At 63.9% G+C, this 13,548-nt stretch carries 17 protein-coding genes and 2 tRNA genes; 16 read left to right on the top strand and 3 right to left on the bottom strand.

All coding sequences use genetic code 11. The features are described 5' to 3' along the window. Positions 1-1,192: glycosyltransferase family 4 protein (locus tag DBR10_RS06025; protein WP_108556218.1), on the top strand; the 1,192-nt coding region annotated here is incomplete at its 5' end. A 10-nt stretch (positions 1,193-1,202) separates the two neighbouring features. Here the strand turns inward: DBR10_RS06025 and DBR10_RS06030 are convergent. From DBR10_RS06030 to DBR10_RS06040, 3 genes are all read right to left on the bottom strand, one after another. Continuing rightward, on the bottom strand, positions 1,203-2,216 hold the full coding sequence (locus DBR10_RS06030; protein ID WP_108503704.1) for an LLM class flavin-dependent oxidoreductase: 1,014 nt from the start codon (positions 2,214-2,216) through the stop codon (positions 1,203-1,205). A 99-nt stretch (positions 2,217-2,315) separates the two neighbouring features. Then, positions 2,316-2,392, bottom strand: a tRNA-Asp gene (locus DBR10_RS06035). Between the two features lie 68 nt (positions 2,393-2,460). After that, a tRNA-Asp gene (locus tag DBR10_RS06040) sits at positions 2,461-2,537 on the bottom strand. Positions 2,538-2,737: 200 nt separating this feature from the next. On the opposite strand from DBR10_RS06040, the gene DBR10_RS06045 reads away from it, so the two are divergent. The 15 genes from DBR10_RS06045 (at position 2,738) to nuoK (ending at position 13,435) form a co-directional block, all read left to right on the top strand. Beyond that, positions 2,738-3,115, top strand: coding sequence for an NADH-quinone oxidoreductase subunit A (locus DBR10_RS06045; RefSeq protein ID WP_108489988.1), 378 nt, complete (start codon positions 2,738-2,740; stop codon positions 3,113-3,115). Then, a complete protein-coding gene (locus DBR10_RS06050) occupies positions 3,085-3,690 on the top strand; it encodes a NuoB/complex I 20 kDa subunit family protein (protein ID WP_108489987.1) in 606 nt (201 codons plus the stop codon). Before DBR10_RS06045 ends, DBR10_RS06050 begins: the two co-directional genes overlap by 31 nt. After that, on the top strand, positions 3,687-4,286 hold the full coding sequence (locus tag DBR10_RS06055; RefSeq protein ID WP_108489986.1) for an NADH-quinone oxidoreductase subunit C: 600 nt from the start codon (positions 3,687-3,689) through the stop codon (positions 4,284-4,286). The genes DBR10_RS06050 and DBR10_RS06055 overlap by 4 nt, the downstream gene beginning before the upstream one ends. Then, complete coding sequence (locus DBR10_RS06060; RefSeq protein WP_108503705.1) at positions 4,286-5,500, top strand: NADH-quinone oxidoreductase subunit D; 1,215 nt, start codon at positions 4,286-4,288, stop codon at positions 5,498-5,500. Before DBR10_RS06055 ends, DBR10_RS06060 begins: the two co-directional genes overlap by 1 nt. After that, a complete protein-coding gene (locus DBR10_RS06065; RefSeq protein WP_108503706.1) occupies positions 5,497-5,832 on the top strand; it encodes a nuclear transport factor 2 family protein in 336 nt (111 codons plus the stop codon). Before DBR10_RS06060 ends, DBR10_RS06065 begins: the two co-directional genes overlap by 4 nt. 3 nt (positions 5,833-5,835) lie before the next feature. After that, positions 5,836-6,522: an NADH-quinone oxidoreductase subunit NuoE gene (gene nuoE / locus DBR10_RS06070; RefSeq protein WP_108489214.1), complete on the top strand. Its 687-nt coding sequence runs from the start codon at positions 5,836-5,838 to the stop codon at positions 6,520-6,522. Then, positions 6,522-6,749, top strand: a complete 228-nt coding sequence (locus tag DBR10_RS06075) for a hypothetical protein (protein ID WP_108489215.1) — start codon at positions 6,522-6,524, stop codon at positions 6,747-6,749. Before nuoE ends, DBR10_RS06075 begins: the two co-directional genes overlap by 1 nt. Beyond that, a complete protein-coding gene (locus DBR10_RS06080) occupies positions 6,746-7,012 on the top strand; it encodes a hypothetical protein (RefSeq protein ID WP_108489216.1) in 267 nt (88 codons plus the stop codon). The genes DBR10_RS06075 and DBR10_RS06080 overlap by 4 nt, the downstream gene beginning before the upstream one ends. 3 nt (positions 7,013-7,015) lie before the next feature. After that, the gene (nuoF, locus tag DBR10_RS06085) at positions 7,016-8,335 is read left to right on the top strand and encodes an NADH-quinone oxidoreductase subunit NuoF (protein ID WP_108489217.1); all 1,320 of its coding nucleotides are present in this window, start codon (positions 7,016-7,018) and stop codon (positions 8,333-8,335) included. A 5-nt stretch (positions 8,336-8,340) separates the two neighbouring features. Next, complete coding sequence (nuoG, locus tag DBR10_RS06090; protein ID WP_108504664.1) at positions 8,341-10,401, top strand: NADH-quinone oxidoreductase subunit NuoG; 2,061 nt, start codon at positions 8,341-8,343, stop codon at positions 10,399-10,401. A 4-nt stretch (positions 10,402-10,405) separates the two neighbouring features. Beyond that, positions 10,406-11,476, top strand: a complete 1,071-nt coding sequence (gene nuoH / locus DBR10_RS06095; protein WP_108490315.1) for an NADH-quinone oxidoreductase subunit NuoH — start codon at positions 10,406-10,408, stop codon at positions 11,474-11,476. Beyond that, positions 11,476-11,721 (top strand): hypothetical protein, encoded by a 246-nt coding sequence (locus DBR10_RS06100; RefSeq protein WP_108504663.1) that lies wholly within the window; start codon positions 11,476-11,478, stop codon positions 11,719-11,721. Before nuoH ends, DBR10_RS06100 begins: the two co-directional genes overlap by 1 nt. A 231-nt stretch (positions 11,722-11,952) precedes the next feature. Then, entirely contained in the window at positions 11,953-12,444 is a 492-nt protein-coding gene (gene nuoI, locus DBR10_RS06110) for an NADH-quinone oxidoreductase subunit NuoI (protein WP_035046481.1), read from the top strand. 77 nt (positions 12,445-12,521) lie between these two features. Then, a complete protein-coding gene (locus DBR10_RS06115; RefSeq protein WP_108504661.1) occupies positions 12,522-13,133 on the top strand; it encodes an NADH-quinone oxidoreductase subunit J in 612 nt (203 codons plus the stop codon). After that, entirely contained in the window at positions 13,130-13,435 is a 306-nt protein-coding gene (gene nuoK, locus DBR10_RS06120) for an NADH-quinone oxidoreductase subunit NuoK (protein WP_035046486.1), read from the top strand. Before DBR10_RS06115 ends, nuoK begins: the two co-directional genes overlap by 4 nt. The last annotated feature ends 113 nt before the right edge of the window (positions 13,436-13,548 follow it).

Raw genomic sequence — 13,548 nt, forward strand, 5'->3', positions numbered from 1 at the left:
CTCTCCCGAAAAGGCTGGCGCTTCCCCGCCAATCCGGGCTTTGCCGCGATCCGCTGTCCGCCTCGTCGACACGACCATGCTCTACGCCCCGCGCAGTGGGGGTGTGCGGCGATATCTCAACAGCAAACGCAGCTGGCTACGGTCCAATCGCCCTGAGGTTCAGCATACGCTTGTCGTTCCCGGGGCCCGTGATGCCTATGACGGGGAGGGCAAGGTTTCGATCTATGCGGCCCCGCTCCCCTTTGGCGACGGCTACCGCTGGCCTGTCGTGAAGCAGGCCTGGATGGAACGTCTTGTCCGTCAGCGGCCCGATATCATAGAGGCCGGGGATCCCTATACCCCGGGACTTGCGGCCCTGAGGGCCGGCGATGCCCTCGGCATTCCGGTTGTTGGCTTCTGCCATACGGACCTCGGTGCACTGGCGGCCCTGCATATTGGAGAATGGGCCGAGAAGCCGGTGCAGAAGCGCTGGGCAGCTATCTATGGCCAGTTCGATCAGGCCGTCGCGCCCAGTCAGTTTATCGCGCAGCGGCTGATGGAAGCGGGGGTTCCCAAGGCGATTGGATTACCCCTCGGCGTCGATATCGCGATGTTCCATCCTGGTCGGGGAGATCCTGCGGGTCTCAGAGCGCGCCTTGGGCTCTCTACCCGCCACAGGATCCTGGTCTTTGCGGGCCGTCCAGCCCGGGAGAAGCGTCTTGATGTCCTGGTCGAGGCCGTTGAGCGGCTGGGAGATCCTTACATTCTGCTATTGGTCGGTGCCGGGGCCGCCGCACCGGCCAGTGATCGGGTGGTCTGTCTGGACTACATCCGGGACCCCGTGTCGCTGGGCGCGATGCTCGCCAGCTGCGACGCCTTTGTGCATGCCAACGATAGTGAGCCCTTCGGTCTGGTTGTGCTTGAGGCGATGGCCTGTGGCTTGCCGGTCATTGGTGTCGCCTCAGGCGGAGTGGCCGAGTCCGTCGACGATACGGTAGGCCAGCTGGCCCAGCGGTCGGAGCCAGCGCTTTTTGCTGAGGCCATCGACTCGGTCTTTGCCCGCGGCGCGGATGTCCTCGGGCGGGCAGCGCGTCAGCGCGCAGTCAGCCGACATGGGTGGGACACGGTTTTCAGCCGACTGTGTGACATCTACGGTAAGCTGACGGGCCATGGAGCGTTTTCGGATCCAAACCCCAGGGCCGTACCCCACTGAGGTTACCGGGCTAGGCCTCGGCCCCGAGGCTTGATCGAACCTCAGCGAGCAACTCATAGCTTCGGCAACGCGCAGCGTGGTCATGGATCTGAGATGCGACCATGACCTCGTTGGCAGAGGTCAGCTTGATCACCGATTCGATCTTTGTCCTGACGGTGTTCCGCGATCCGACGGCGGCATAGCGCAGGGTGTGTCTGAGCCCTTCAAGCTCGCCCGGCGATGCGACCGCCGCGATATCATCCACCGGCGGCGGCAGCAGGCCCGGATTGCCTCGCCTCAGGGCCAGAAACTGCTGCTGAGTCGACGTGGCAAGTCGGACCGCCTCTTCATCCGAGTCGGCTACGCAGGCTCCGATACAGACCATGAAATAGGGCTCGGCACAGGTCTCCGACGGTTTGAAGTGTCGCCGGTAGAGTGTGGACGCGTCCAGGAGGTGGTCCGGGGCAAAATGGGCGGCAAAGGCAAATGGCAGGCCGAGGGCCGCGGCCAGTTGGGCACCATAGGTACTCGACCCAAGGATCCAGATCGCAACGTCCTGACCTTCGCCCGGAACCGCGCGGACCGCCTGGTCTGGCTCAGCTGGCCGGAACCAGGCCTGAAGCTCGACGACGTCCTGGGCGAACGAATCAACCGCGCCCATGTAGCGCCTCAGGGCCCGCATCGTGGCCTGATCGGTTCCGGGCGCCCGGCCGACGCCGAGGTCGATGCGATTCGGAAAGAGTGCGGCCAGAGTCCCGAATGCCTCTGCAACCATCAACGGCGCATGATTCGGAAGCATGATGCCGCCTGACCCGACCCGGATGGTCGAGGTTCCTGCCGCGACATGTCCGATGGCCACAGCCGTCGCCGCACTGGCGATTCCCGGCATGTTGTGATGTTCGGCCAGCCAGTAGCGATGGTAGCCGAGCCGCTCGGCGTGTCGGGCAAGGTCGAGACTGTTGCGCAGGGCGTCACCGACCGTCGACCCCATGGGGACGGGGGATAGATCGAGGACGGAAAAGATCGGAGAGGGCGCTGGGGGCATGGATGCTACATCGTGTCGCGGGCAAGCGGGCTCAAGGCCACGGCATTCGATACGCCTGAAGCATCCGGAATGGTGCAATTTCTTGGAGAAAAGGGACCGTGGCGCGAATGACGGGACTTGAACCCGCGACCTCCGGCGTGACAGGCCGGCGCTCTAACCAACTGAGCTACATCCGCATCGTGTGCCGAAACACAACGGTCGTCCTTGAACACCGGAAGAGAAGGGAAGCACGACCACCCGAAAGTGGCGCGAATGACGGGACTTGAACCCGCGACCTCCGGCGTGACAGGCCGGCGCTCTAACCAACTGAGCTACATCCGCATTGAGCCTTCGCCGAAGCGAAAGTGCGACCCGCCCTTCGGCGAGGCGCGTCTGATATGTCGGTCATGGACTCGTGTCAACGCCCATGTGTCCGAAGCTGTGGAAGAGCCGCAGTTGCGACCGTTTATCAATGTGTCGCAGGTGTTTGAAGCGTGGGCGGGCATGGGCTACAACCCGCTCGATTCAAGCCAAGGGCTGTCATGAACGCCTTCCTCCTCCAGTACCTGCCGATCGTGATCTTTCTCGGGATCGCGACGGTCATCGGATCCGCCTTCCTTCTGGCCGCTGCGGTGCTTGCGCCCAGGGCACCGGACCCTGAAAAGCTGTCCGCTTACGAATGCGGCTTCAACGCTTTCGATGATGCGCGCATGAAGTTCGACGTCCGGTTTTACCTGGTCTCGATCCTTTTCATTATTTTCGATCTGGAAGTGGCGTTCCTGTTTCCCTGGGCCGTCAGCTTGATGAAGCTGCCCCATGAGGCGGCCGCTTTTGCCTTCTGGTCGATGATGTCCTTCCTGGGCGTTCTGACCGTCGGCTTCATCTATGAATGGAAGAAGGGCGCCCTCGAATGGGAGTGATCGTTCCCGCCAATAGCTCGCCGCTGGTTCCGGCCGGTTCGGCCGGCCGCTCGACGGTGCAAGGCTATGATCCCAAGCTCCATGACCCGTTCTTCGACGGCGTGTCCGGCCAACTGGCCGACAAGGGCTTTGTGACGGCAGCTGCCGACGACCTGATCACCTGGGCCCGTACCGGCTCGCTGATGTGGATGACGTTCGGCCTGGCCTGCTGCGCCGTGGAAATGATGCAGGCGTCGATGCCGCGTTATGACCTGGAGCGCTATGGCTTCGCGCCGCGCGCCAGCCCGCGCCAGAGTGACGTAATGATCGTGGCCGGTACCCTGACCAACAAGATGGCTCCGGCGCTGCGCAAGGTCTACGACCAGATGCCCGAGCCGCGCTACGTGATCTCGATGGGCAGCTGCGCCAATGGCGGTGGCTATTACTATTACAGCTACAGCGTGGTCCGTGGCTGCGATCGGGTCGTTCCGGTCGACATCTATGTGCCGGGCTGTCCGCCGACCGCAGAAGCCCTGGTCTATGGCGTGCTGCAGCTGCAGAAAAAGATCCGTCGCACGGGGACCATCGAGCGATGAGCGAAGCTCTTGAACTTCTCGGCCAGGACGTTGTCGCTCGCGCGCCCGGCGTGCTGGGCCACTCGGTGGCGTTTGGCGAGCTGACCATCGTGGCGCGCGCCGCGACGATCTGCGACACCCTGCGTTTTCTGCGCGACGACGCCGCCTGCCGGTTCCACCAGCTGATCGACCTGACCGGTGTGGACTATCCCGAGCGCGCTGCTCGGTTTGACGTGGTCTATCACCTGCTGTCCCTGGTGAAGAACCATCGCATCCGCCTCAAGGTCTCGACCGATGAGGAAACGCCGGTTCCCTCGATCACGCCGGTGTTCGAGGTTGCCAACTGGTTCGAGCGCGAGGCGTTCGACATGTACGGCATCTTCTTCGACGGCCACCCGGACCTGCGCAGGATCCTGACCGACTACGGTTTCCACGGTCATCCGCTGCGCAAGGACTTCCCGATGACGGGCTATGTCGAGGTTCGCTACGACGACGAGCTCAAGCGGGTGGTCTATGAGCCGGTGAAGATCACCGAGTTCCGGGCCTTTGATTTCCTCTCCCCCTGGGAGGGGGCCAAGTACGCCCTGCCGGGCGACGAAAAAGCGGAGGCCAAGTGATGGCTGACGACGCTTCCATCGTGCCCGCGATCCCGGAAACCCCGGTTCGCAAGTTCAACATCAATTTCGGCCCGCAGCATCCGGCCGCGCACGGCGTGCTGCGTCTGGTGCTGGAGCTCGACGGCGAAATCGTCGAGCGCGTCGATCCCCATATCGGCCTGCTGCATCGCGGCACCGAGAAGCTGATGGAGGCCCGCACCTACCTCCAGAACATCCCGTACTTCGACCGCCTCGACTATGTGGCACCGATGAACCAGGAGCATGCCTTCTGCCTGGCCATCGAGAAGCTGCTCGGCGTTGATGTGCCCAAGCGCGGTTCGCTGATCCGGGTGCTCTATTCGGAAATCGGCCGGGTTCTGAACCACCTGCTGAACGTGACGACCCAGGCCATGGACGTCGGGGCCCTGACGCCGCCGCTCTGGGGCTTTGAAGAGCGCGAGAAGCTGATGGTGTTCTACGAGCGTGCTTGCGGCGCTCGGCTGCACTCCAACTACTTCCGGCCGGGCGGCGTCCACCAGGACTTGCCGCCGCAGCTGATCGAAGACATCGACACGTGGGCCAAGGCCTTCCCGAAGATCTGCGACGACATCGAAGGCCTGATCACCGACAACCGCATCTTCAAGCAGCGCAACGTCGATATCGGCGTGGTGACGCGCGAGGAGGCCATCGAGTGGGGCTTCTCGGGCGTGATGGTGCGGGGTTCGGGCATCGCCTGGGACCTGCGTCGCAACCAGCCCTACGAGTGCTACAACGAGTTCGAGTTCGACATCCCGCTGGGCAAGAACGGCGACTGCTATGATCGCTATCTCTGCCGCATGCAGGAGATGCGCGAGTCGACCAAGATCATCCGCCAGGCCTGCGAGATGCTTCGCAAGACGCCCGGCCCGGTGATGACCGAGGACAACAAGGTCAGCCCGCCGCGTCGCGCCGAGATGAAGCGCTCGATGGAAGCCCTGATCCATCACTTCAAGCTCTATACCGAGGGCTTCCGGACCCCGGCCGGCGAGGTCTATGCCTGCGTCGAAGCCCCCAAGGGCGAGTTCGGCGTGTTCGTGGTCTCGGACGGCACCAACAAGCCCTATCGCTGCAAGATCCGCGCGCCGGGCTTCCCGCACCTGGCGGCGATGGACTGGATGAACCGCGGCCACCAGTTGGCTGACGTTTCGGCCATCCTCGGCTCGCTGGACATCGTGTTCGGGGAGATCGACCGGTGAGCCTGGCCGCTGTCGCCCAAGCCCAGCTCGACGCCTATAACGCCCAGGACCTCGACGGCCTGTGCCGTTGCTTTGCGGACGACATGGTCGTTGCCGAGCTCAATGCAGAGCCGAACCTGCATGGCGTGGCGGCGTTCCGCGAGCGCCATGTCGGCCTGTTCGCTCAGTTTCCGCAGAACCGCGCCGAGCTCGTGGGCCGCGTGGAGATCGGCAACCGGGTCATCGACCATGAGCGGGTTTTCCGTTCGCCCGACGCGGTGCCTTTCGAGGTCGCCGCCATCTACACCTTCGCCGGCGACAAGATCGCCCGCGTTGATTTCGTGAAAGCCTGACGCATGTCCGTTCGTCGTCTCGCCAAGGAACAGCCCGCCAGCTTCGCCTTCTCGGCCGAAAGCCAGGCCAAGGCTGACTGGTGGAAAGCCAAATACCCCGCCGAGCGCAAGCAATCGGCCGTGATCCCCATGCTCTGGCTGGCCCAGAAGCAGGAGGGCTGGATTTCCGAGCCTGCCATCCAGGAGATCGCCAGACAGCTTCAGATGCCCGTCATCCGGGTTCTGGAAGTGGCGACCTTCTACGTGATGTTCCAGCTGCAGCCGGTCGGCAAGGTGGCCTTCGTCCAGCTCTGCGGCACCACGCCGTGCCAGCTGCGCGGCGCGCTCGACCTCCGCGCGGTTCTGAAGGCCAAGATTGGCGAAGCCCATCATGTCTCGGCTGACGGCAAGTTCAGCTGGGAAGAGGTCGAGTGCCTCGGGGCCTGCTGCAACGCGCCGATGGCGGCGATCAATGACTACTACTACGAAGACCTGACGCCGGAGAGCCTGGCCCAGATCCTCGACGACTTCGCCGCCGGCAATTCGCCGCAGCCGGGCAGCTATATCGGCCGCAAGGCGTCTGAGCCGAAGGACTCGATCCAGACCCTGACCGATCCCAAGCTGTATGACGGCTCGCTGGCCAAGAAGATCAAGATTCCCAACCTGCCGGAGAAGCCCAAAAAGGCCCCGAAGGCGGAGCCAGCCGCCTGATGTCTACCGATGCCGTCCTCCAGAAGAAGCGCCTGACCACGATGCTCGCCATCGACGCGGTCTGCTTCGTGCTGGCCGGGGCGGCGATCGTCGGCCATGTGAGCTTTGGCATTGGCTGGCTACTGCCGGCTTTCCTGCTGCTCGTGGCCGCAGGGCTCGCTGCGCAAATCTGGTTCGTTCTGGGCTGGATGCGCGCGGTCAAGACCGAGGAGGGGACGGCGTCATGATCGACGAAAGTGCCCTCAACCTGAAAAAAGCAGCCTATGCCGACTCGATTCGGGCGCTTGGTCGCCGGGAACGGGGCGTCGGTTTCGTCGCCTGCCTGCTGGGGGCCTTGCTCCTCATCTGGGGCCGTATGGTCTCTGGGGCCCCGGATTGGGCCGTTGTCGCAGGTCTTGTGACGATTGCGGCGGGCTGGCTGCTTTTCGCCTATGTCATCCTTCGTCGGACGCGCTATGTGCGCGCCCATCCATTCGATCCGCAAAGCTGAGTCATGGTCGGTATCCTCGAAGACAAGGACCGCATCTTCACCAACCTCTATGGCCTCCACGACTGGGGCCTCGAGGGCGCGAAGAAGCGCGGCTGCTGGAATGGCACCAAGGACATCCTGGACGCCGGGCGCGACTGGATCATCGACAACATGAAGAACTCCGGCCTGCGTGGCCGGGGCGGGGCGGGCTTCGGCACCGGCCTGAAGTGGTCGTTCATGCCCAAGGAAGTGAAGGACGGTCGTCCGCACTATCTGGTCGTCAACGCCGACGAATCCGAGCCGGGCACTTGCAAGGACCGGGAGATCATGCGGCATGATCCCCACCTCCTGATCGAAGGCTGCCTGATCGCCTCGCGCGCCATGCTGGCCCACGCCTGCTACATCTACATCCGCGGCGAATATGTCCGTGAGCGCGAAGTGCTCGAAGCGGCGATCAAGCAGGCCTACGAGGCCAAGCTGATCGGCAAGAACAACATCCATGGCTGGGACTTCGACCTCTACGTCCACCATGGCGCCGGGGCCTATATCTGCGGCGAAGAGACCGCCCTGCTGGAAAGCCTTGAAGGCAAGAAGGGCCAGCCGCGCCTGAAGCCGCCGTTCCCGGCCGGCGCGGGCCTTTACGGCATGCCCACCACGGTCAACAACGTCGAGAGCATCGCGGTTGCCGGGACCATCCTGCGCCGCGGGGCCTCGTGGTTCGCGGGCTTTGGTCGTCCCAACAACACCGGCACCAAGCTCTTCTGCGTCAGCGGGCACGTGAACACGCCCTGCAACGTCGAAGAGGCGATGAGCATCCCCTTCCGTCAGCTGATCGAGGATCACTGCGGCGGCATCCGGGGTGGCTGGGGCAATCTGAAGGCCGTCATTCCGGGCGGTTCGTCCGTGCCGATGATTCCGGCTGAGCAGTGCGAAGATCTGCCGATGGACTTCGACGCCCTGCGCGCCCTGCGCTCTGGCCTCGGAACCGCCGCCGTCATCGTCATGGACAAGGACACCGATCTCGTTCGTGCCATCGCGCGCCTGAGCTATTTCTACAAGCATGAGAGCTGCGGCCAGTGCACGCCGTGCCGCGAAGGCACCGGCTGGATGTGGCGGGTCATGGAGCGCATGGTCACCGGCGAGGCCGATCCGAAAGAGATCGACACCCTGCTGGACGTCACGACCCAGGTTGAAGGTCACACCATCTGCGCCCTCGGAGACGCGGCCGCCTGGCCGATCCAGGGCCTGTTCCGTCACTTCCGCCACGAGGTGGAGGATCGGATTGCATCCTATCGTAGCGGTCGCCTGCACGTGCAGGGCGCCAAGCTGATCGCGGCGGAGTAACAAGCATGGCTATCGCCAAGGTTAACGGCGTCGAGGTCGAGTTCGAGCCCGGCATGACGGTTCTGCAGGTTGCGGAACTGGCCGGGGAAGAAATCCCGCGCTTCTGCTATCACGAGCGCCTCAGCATCGCCGGCAACTGCCGGATGTGCCTGGTTGAGGTGAAGCCTGGTCCGCCGAAGCCGCAGGCGTCGTGCGCCCTACCGGCCGCCGAGGGCCAGGAGATCTTCACCAAGACTCCGATGGTCAAGAAGGCCCGCGAAGGGGTGATGGAGTTCCTGCTCATCAACCACCCGCTGGATTGCCCGATCTGCGACCAGGGCGGCGAGTGCGACCTGCAGGACCAGGCCATGGGCTATGGCCGCGACGACAGCCGTTACGAAGAGAACAAGCGCGCCGTTGAAGAAAAGGCCATGGGCCCGCTGATCAAGACGGTGATGACCCGCTGCATCCAGTGCACGCGTTGCGTCCGTTTCATCACCGAAGTCGCCGGCTCACCGGAGATCGGCCTGATCTCGCGCGGCGAAGACGTTGAAATCACAACCTATCTCGGCGCGGCGGTGACGTCGGAGCTGTCGGCCAATGTGATCGACCTCTGCCCGGTCGGCGCTCTGACCTCCAAGCCCTACGCCTTCGAGGCGCGGCCTTGGGAACTGAAAAAGACCGAGAGCATCGACGTCATGGACGCGCTGGGCTCGGCAATCCGGGTCGACAGCCGCGCTGCCGCCGTGCTGCGCGTGCTGCCGCGCGTCAACGAAGACGTCAACGAAGAGTGGATCTCGGACAAGACGCGCTACGCCGTCGACGGCCTGCAACGGCAGCGTCTCGACCGTCCCTATGTGCGCGTCGGCGGCAAGCTGCAGCCGGCCACCTGGGCCCAGGCCTTCTCGGCCGTGGCTGAAAAGATCAAAGCCACGTCACCGGACCGCATCGGTGTCATCGCCGGCGATCTGCAGGACGCCGAAAGCCTGAAGGCGACCAAGGACCTCTTTAGCGCCCTCGGCGTGAAGAACCTCGACGCCCGCCAGGACGGTGTGGCGCTGGGCGAGGGGGCCCGCGAAAGCTGGCTGTTCAACTCGACCATCGCCGGCATCGAGAATGCCGACGTCATCCTGCTGGTCGGGACCAATCCCAGGATCGAAGCCCCGGTGCTCAACACCCGCCTGCGCAAGCAGTGGATCGCGGGCAAGCTGCGGGTCGGCGTGATCGGCGAGCAGGGCGACCTGACCTACGAATACGACTACCTGGGTGCAGGTGCCAAAACCCTGACGGGCCTGGCCAAGAGCAAGTCTGACTTTGCCACCGCCCTGAAGAATGCCGAGCGCCCGGCCATCATCCTCGGCCAGGGGGCCCTGACCCGGGCTGACGGCGCGGCTGTACTGAAGGCCGCCGGCGCGGTCGCCAAGGCGTTCAAGATTGTCCGCGACGGCTGGAACGGCTGGAACGTCCTGCATACGGCCGCTGCGCGCGTTGCCGGGCTGGACCTGGGCTTCGTGCCGGGCGAGGGCGGTCTGACGGCAGGGCAGATGCTGAAGCCTGGCGCTTTGGATGTGCTGTTCCTGCTGGGCGCAGACGAGTGCGAAACCGCCGCTTCGGACGCCTTCAAGATCTATCTGGGCACCCACGGCGACAACGGGGCCCATAAGGCCGACGTGATCCTGCCGGGCGCGGCTTATACCGAAAAGAACGGCCTCTATGTGAATACCGAGGGCCGGGTTCAGATGGGTGAGCGGGCCGTATTCCCGAAGGGCGAGGCCAAGGAAGACTGGTCGATCCTGCGGGCCCTGTCCGAACTTCTCGGCCACAAGCTGCCCTATGACAGCCTGGAGCAACTGCGGGCCAAGCTGTTTGCCGACCATCCGACCTTCGGCCAGATCGACTTCGCGCCGGGTTCGATCCCGACCGCGTTCGATGTGGCTTCGGTCGGCGGTGCCGGTGACCTCTCGGACGCTCCGTTCGAGAGCGCGGTCAAGGCCTTCCACCTGACCAATCCCATCGCGCGCGCCAGCGTGACCATGGCCGAATGTGCGGCTGTGGTCTCCGGCGCTGCCAAGATCGCGGCGGAGTAGGCCGATGAGCGAGTTCTTCTCCAACCCCGCAGTGTCCTGGACCCTGCTGACCACCGGCGGCATCCTGCTGGTGGTGATCTGGGTTCTGCTGAGCCTGGCGTTCCTGCTGCTGGCCGACCGCAAGATCTGGGCCGGCGTCCAGATGCGCAAGGGCCCCAACGTCGTGGGTCCGTTCGGTCTGCTTCAGTCCTTCGCCGACTTCTTCAAGTTCGTGCTGAAGGAAATCATCATCCCGGCCGGTGCCGACAAGGTGGTTTTCATTCTCGCGCCGCTGCTCAGCCTGATCCTGGCCTTTGTCGGCTGGGCGGCCGTGCCGTTCGCGCCGGGCTGGGTGGTGTCGAACATCAATGTCGGCATCCTGTATCTGCTGGCGATGAGCTCGCTCGGCGTCTACGGCATCATCATGGGCGGCTGGGCTTCGAACTCGAAGTACCCATTCCTGGGCGCCCTGCGCTCGGCGGCGCAGATGGTGTCCTATGAGGTCTCGATCGGCCTGATCATCATCACGGTGATCCTGCTGGCCGGCTCGATGAACCTGTCGACCATCGTCGAGGCCCAGTCGGGCTGGTTCTGGAACTGGAACGTCTTCGGCGGCGGCCTGAAGAACATCGTGCTGCTGCCGGTCATGGTGATCGCCATGGGCATGTTCTACATCTCGGCCCTGGCCGAGACGAACCGCCCGCCGTTCGACCTGCCGGAAGCGGAATCCGAACTCGTGGCCGGCTATCAGGTCGAGTACAGCTCGACCCCATACCTGCTGTTCATGGTCGCTGAGTATTCCAACATCGTCCTGATGTGCGCGATGATCAGTGTCCTGTTCTTCGGCGGCTGGAACCCGGGCTTCCCGATTGACTTCCTGAAGACCTGGCCGACCTTCTGGGCCAACCTCCTTCTGGCGATCGTGTTCTTCGCCAAGATCTGCTTCTGGTTCTTCATGATCGCCATGGCGAAGGCCATCGTGCCCCGCTACCGCTATGACCAACTGATGCGTCTGGGCTGGAAGGTCTTCCTGCCCACCTCGCTGGTGCTGGTCGCCCTGGTCGCTGCCTGGCGCGTGTTCGGTCCGGGGGCCTGATGAAACTGATGGCCGCCCTTGCCCTGACAGCTTTGTCGGTCTCGTCGCTGGCGGCCTGCGCCGCTGCGGACGCGCCGACGGGGCGGTCCTATTCGCTGGGCCGCGGCATCGTGAACTATGACGAACTCCGCCGGGCCGGCGACAAGTGCAAGGCCGATGGCGGAACTCTGCAAGCGAAGCAGGACGGGGGAGATCCCGCCCAGCTTTCCAACTACACCTGCGTCATTTCCCGGAACGGCAAATGAAGCGGGCGGCCCTAGGGATTGTAGCGCTCTGCCTTCTGGCAGGCTGCACGACCTGGGGAACGGGACTGTCGAGGCCGCCGCAGCGGTCGCTCGAGGAGCAGGTCGAGGCGCGCCGCAAGGCTGACGACGAGATCCGGAAATGCGTCCTGGAGCAGTCTGTGCGTCGGCAGCAGCAAGATCAGGGGAGGGACGTTCGTCCCTTCCCTAAAGAAAAGTGTTAGGAGAGCTCTGGTGTTCCAGCGCATCACACAGGCGGTCAAGGGCGCGGCCCTTCTCGACTTCGCGGGGGCCTTCGGGCTGGCGATGAAGTACATGATCGCGCCCAAGAAGACCGTGATCTATCCGAACGAGCGCAACCCGCAGTCGCCGCGGTTCCGCGGCGAGCACGCCCTGCGTCGCTATCCGTCGGGCGAAGAGCGCTGCATCGCCTGCAAGCTCTGCGAAGCCATCTGTCCGGCCCAGGCCATCACGATCGAGGCCGAGCCGCGCGAGGACGGCAGCCGCCGGACGACCCGTTACGACATCGACATGGTCAAGTGCATCTATTGCGGTCTGTGCCAGGAGGCCTGCCCGGTCGATGCCATCGTGGAAGGTCCGAACACCGAGTTCGCGACCGAAACCCGCGAAGAGCTTTATTACGACAAGGAACGGCTTCTCGATAATGGCGACCGCTGGGAACGTCTGATCGCGAAGAATCTGGAGTTGGACGCGCCTTACCGTTAAGGACGGGACGCGAATCCGAAGGGGGCGATGCGCCGGTTGGCGCCGTCGTCGTGAACGTAGATTTCAGGGGAGCAGCCTTGCAGGCGATCGCTTTCTATTTGCTGGCTTTTGTGACGCTTGCGGCGGGTCTTCTCGTCGTCTCGGCGCGAAACCCCGTGCACTCGGTGCTCTTCCTGATCACCGCCTTCTTCTCGGCCGCCGGCCTTTTCGTCCTGCTGGGCGCGGAGTTCCTGGCGATGCTACTGATCGTCGTCTACGTCGGCGCAGTCGCGGTGCTGTTCCTGTTCGTGGTCATGATGCTCGACATCGACTTCGAGGCGCTTCGTAAGGGCTTTGCCCAGTACCTGCCGGTCGGCGGTCTAGTGGCGGGTGTGCTGACGCTGGAGATGATCTTCGTTGCGGCCACGGTCGCCACCAACGGAGCCGCCGGCAAGAACGCCACGCCGATGGCCTCGCCCGAGGGGATCAGCAACACCGAAGCGATCGGTCGCGTGCTCTACACGGACTACGTCTTCTTCTTCCAGATGGCCGGTCTGGTCCTGCTGGTCGCCATGATCGGGGCCATCGTGCTGACCCTGCGCCACAAGCCGGGCGTTCGTCGCCAGGACATCGGCAAGCAAGTTGCCCGTTCGCCCAAGACCGGGATGGAACTGGTCCAGATCAAGCCGGGTGAGGGGATCTCCGAATGATCGGCCTGTCGCACTATCTCATCGTCGCCGCGATCCTGTTCACCATCGGGGTCTTCGGGATCTTCGTGAACCGCAAGAACATCATCGTCATCCTGATGTCGATCGAGCTGATCCTGCTGGCGGTGAACATCAACCTCGTCGCATTTTCGGCCTATCTCCACGATGTGGTCGGGCAGATCTTTGCGATGTTCGTGCTGACCGTTGCCGCCGCCGAGGCGGCTGTCGGTCTGGCCATTCTCGTCACCTTCTTCCGAAACCGCGGTGATATCGCGGTGGACGACGCCAGCATGATGAAGGGCTAAGCGACGTCATGCAGACGATAGTCACCATTATCCTCTTTGCGCCCCTGGTCGCCGCGCTGGTGGCCGGCCTGTTCGGGCGCCGTATCGGCGATGTTGCCTCGCAGGCTGTGACC

The organism is Caulobacter sp. HMWF025 (genome assembly GCF_003060965.1).
Taxonomy (GTDB): Bacteria; Pseudomonadota; Alphaproteobacteria; order Caulobacterales; family Caulobacteraceae; genus Caulobacter.

What these genes read in the sequence shown, in the direction of transcription:
- DBR10_RS06030 (WP_108503704.1), bottom strand. Translation starts at nt 2,216, where the DNA reads ATGCCCCCAGCGCCCTCTCCGATCTTTTCCGTCCTCGATCTATCCCCC.
- DBR10_RS06045 (WP_108489988.1), top strand. Translation starts at nt 2,738, where the DNA reads ATGAACGCCTTCCTCCTCCAGTACCTGCCGATCGTGATCTTTCTCGGG.
- DBR10_RS06050 (WP_108489987.1), top strand. Translation starts at nt 3,085, where the DNA reads ATGGAAGAAGGGCGCCCTCGAATGGGAGTGATCGTTCCCGCCAATAGC.
- DBR10_RS06055 (WP_108489986.1), top strand. Translation starts at nt 3,687, where the DNA reads ATGAGCGAAGCTCTTGAACTTCTCGGCCAGGACGTTGTCGCTCGCGCG.
- DBR10_RS06060 (WP_108503705.1), top strand. Translation starts at nt 4,286, where the DNA reads ATGGCTGACGACGCTTCCATCGTGCCCGCGATCCCGGAAACCCCGGTT.
- nuoE (WP_108489214.1), top strand. Translation starts at nt 5,836, where the DNA reads ATGTCCGTTCGTCGTCTCGCCAAGGAACAGCCCGCCAGCTTCGCCTTC.
- DBR10_RS06075 (WP_108489215.1), top strand. Translation starts at nt 6,522, where the DNA reads ATGTCTACCGATGCCGTCCTCCAGAAGAAGCGCCTGACCACGATGCTC.
- DBR10_RS06080 (WP_108489216.1), top strand. Translation starts at nt 6,746, where the DNA reads ATGATCGACGAAAGTGCCCTCAACCTGAAAAAAGCAGCCTATGCCGAC.
- nuoF (WP_108489217.1), top strand. Translation starts at nt 7,016, where the DNA reads ATGGTCGGTATCCTCGAAGACAAGGACCGCATCTTCACCAACCTCTAT.
- nuoG (WP_108504664.1), top strand. Translation starts at nt 8,341, where the DNA reads ATGGCTATCGCCAAGGTTAACGGCGTCGAGGTCGAGTTCGAGCCCGGC.
- nuoH (WP_108490315.1), top strand. Translation starts at nt 10,406, where the DNA reads ATGAGCGAGTTCTTCTCCAACCCCGCAGTGTCCTGGACCCTGCTGACC.
- DBR10_RS06100 (WP_108504663.1), top strand. Translation starts at nt 11,476, where the DNA reads ATGAAACTGATGGCCGCCCTTGCCCTGACAGCTTTGTCGGTCTCGTCG.
- nuoK (WP_035046486.1), top strand. Translation starts at nt 13,130, where the DNA reads ATGATCGGCCTGTCGCACTATCTCATCGTCGCCGCGATCCTGTTCACC.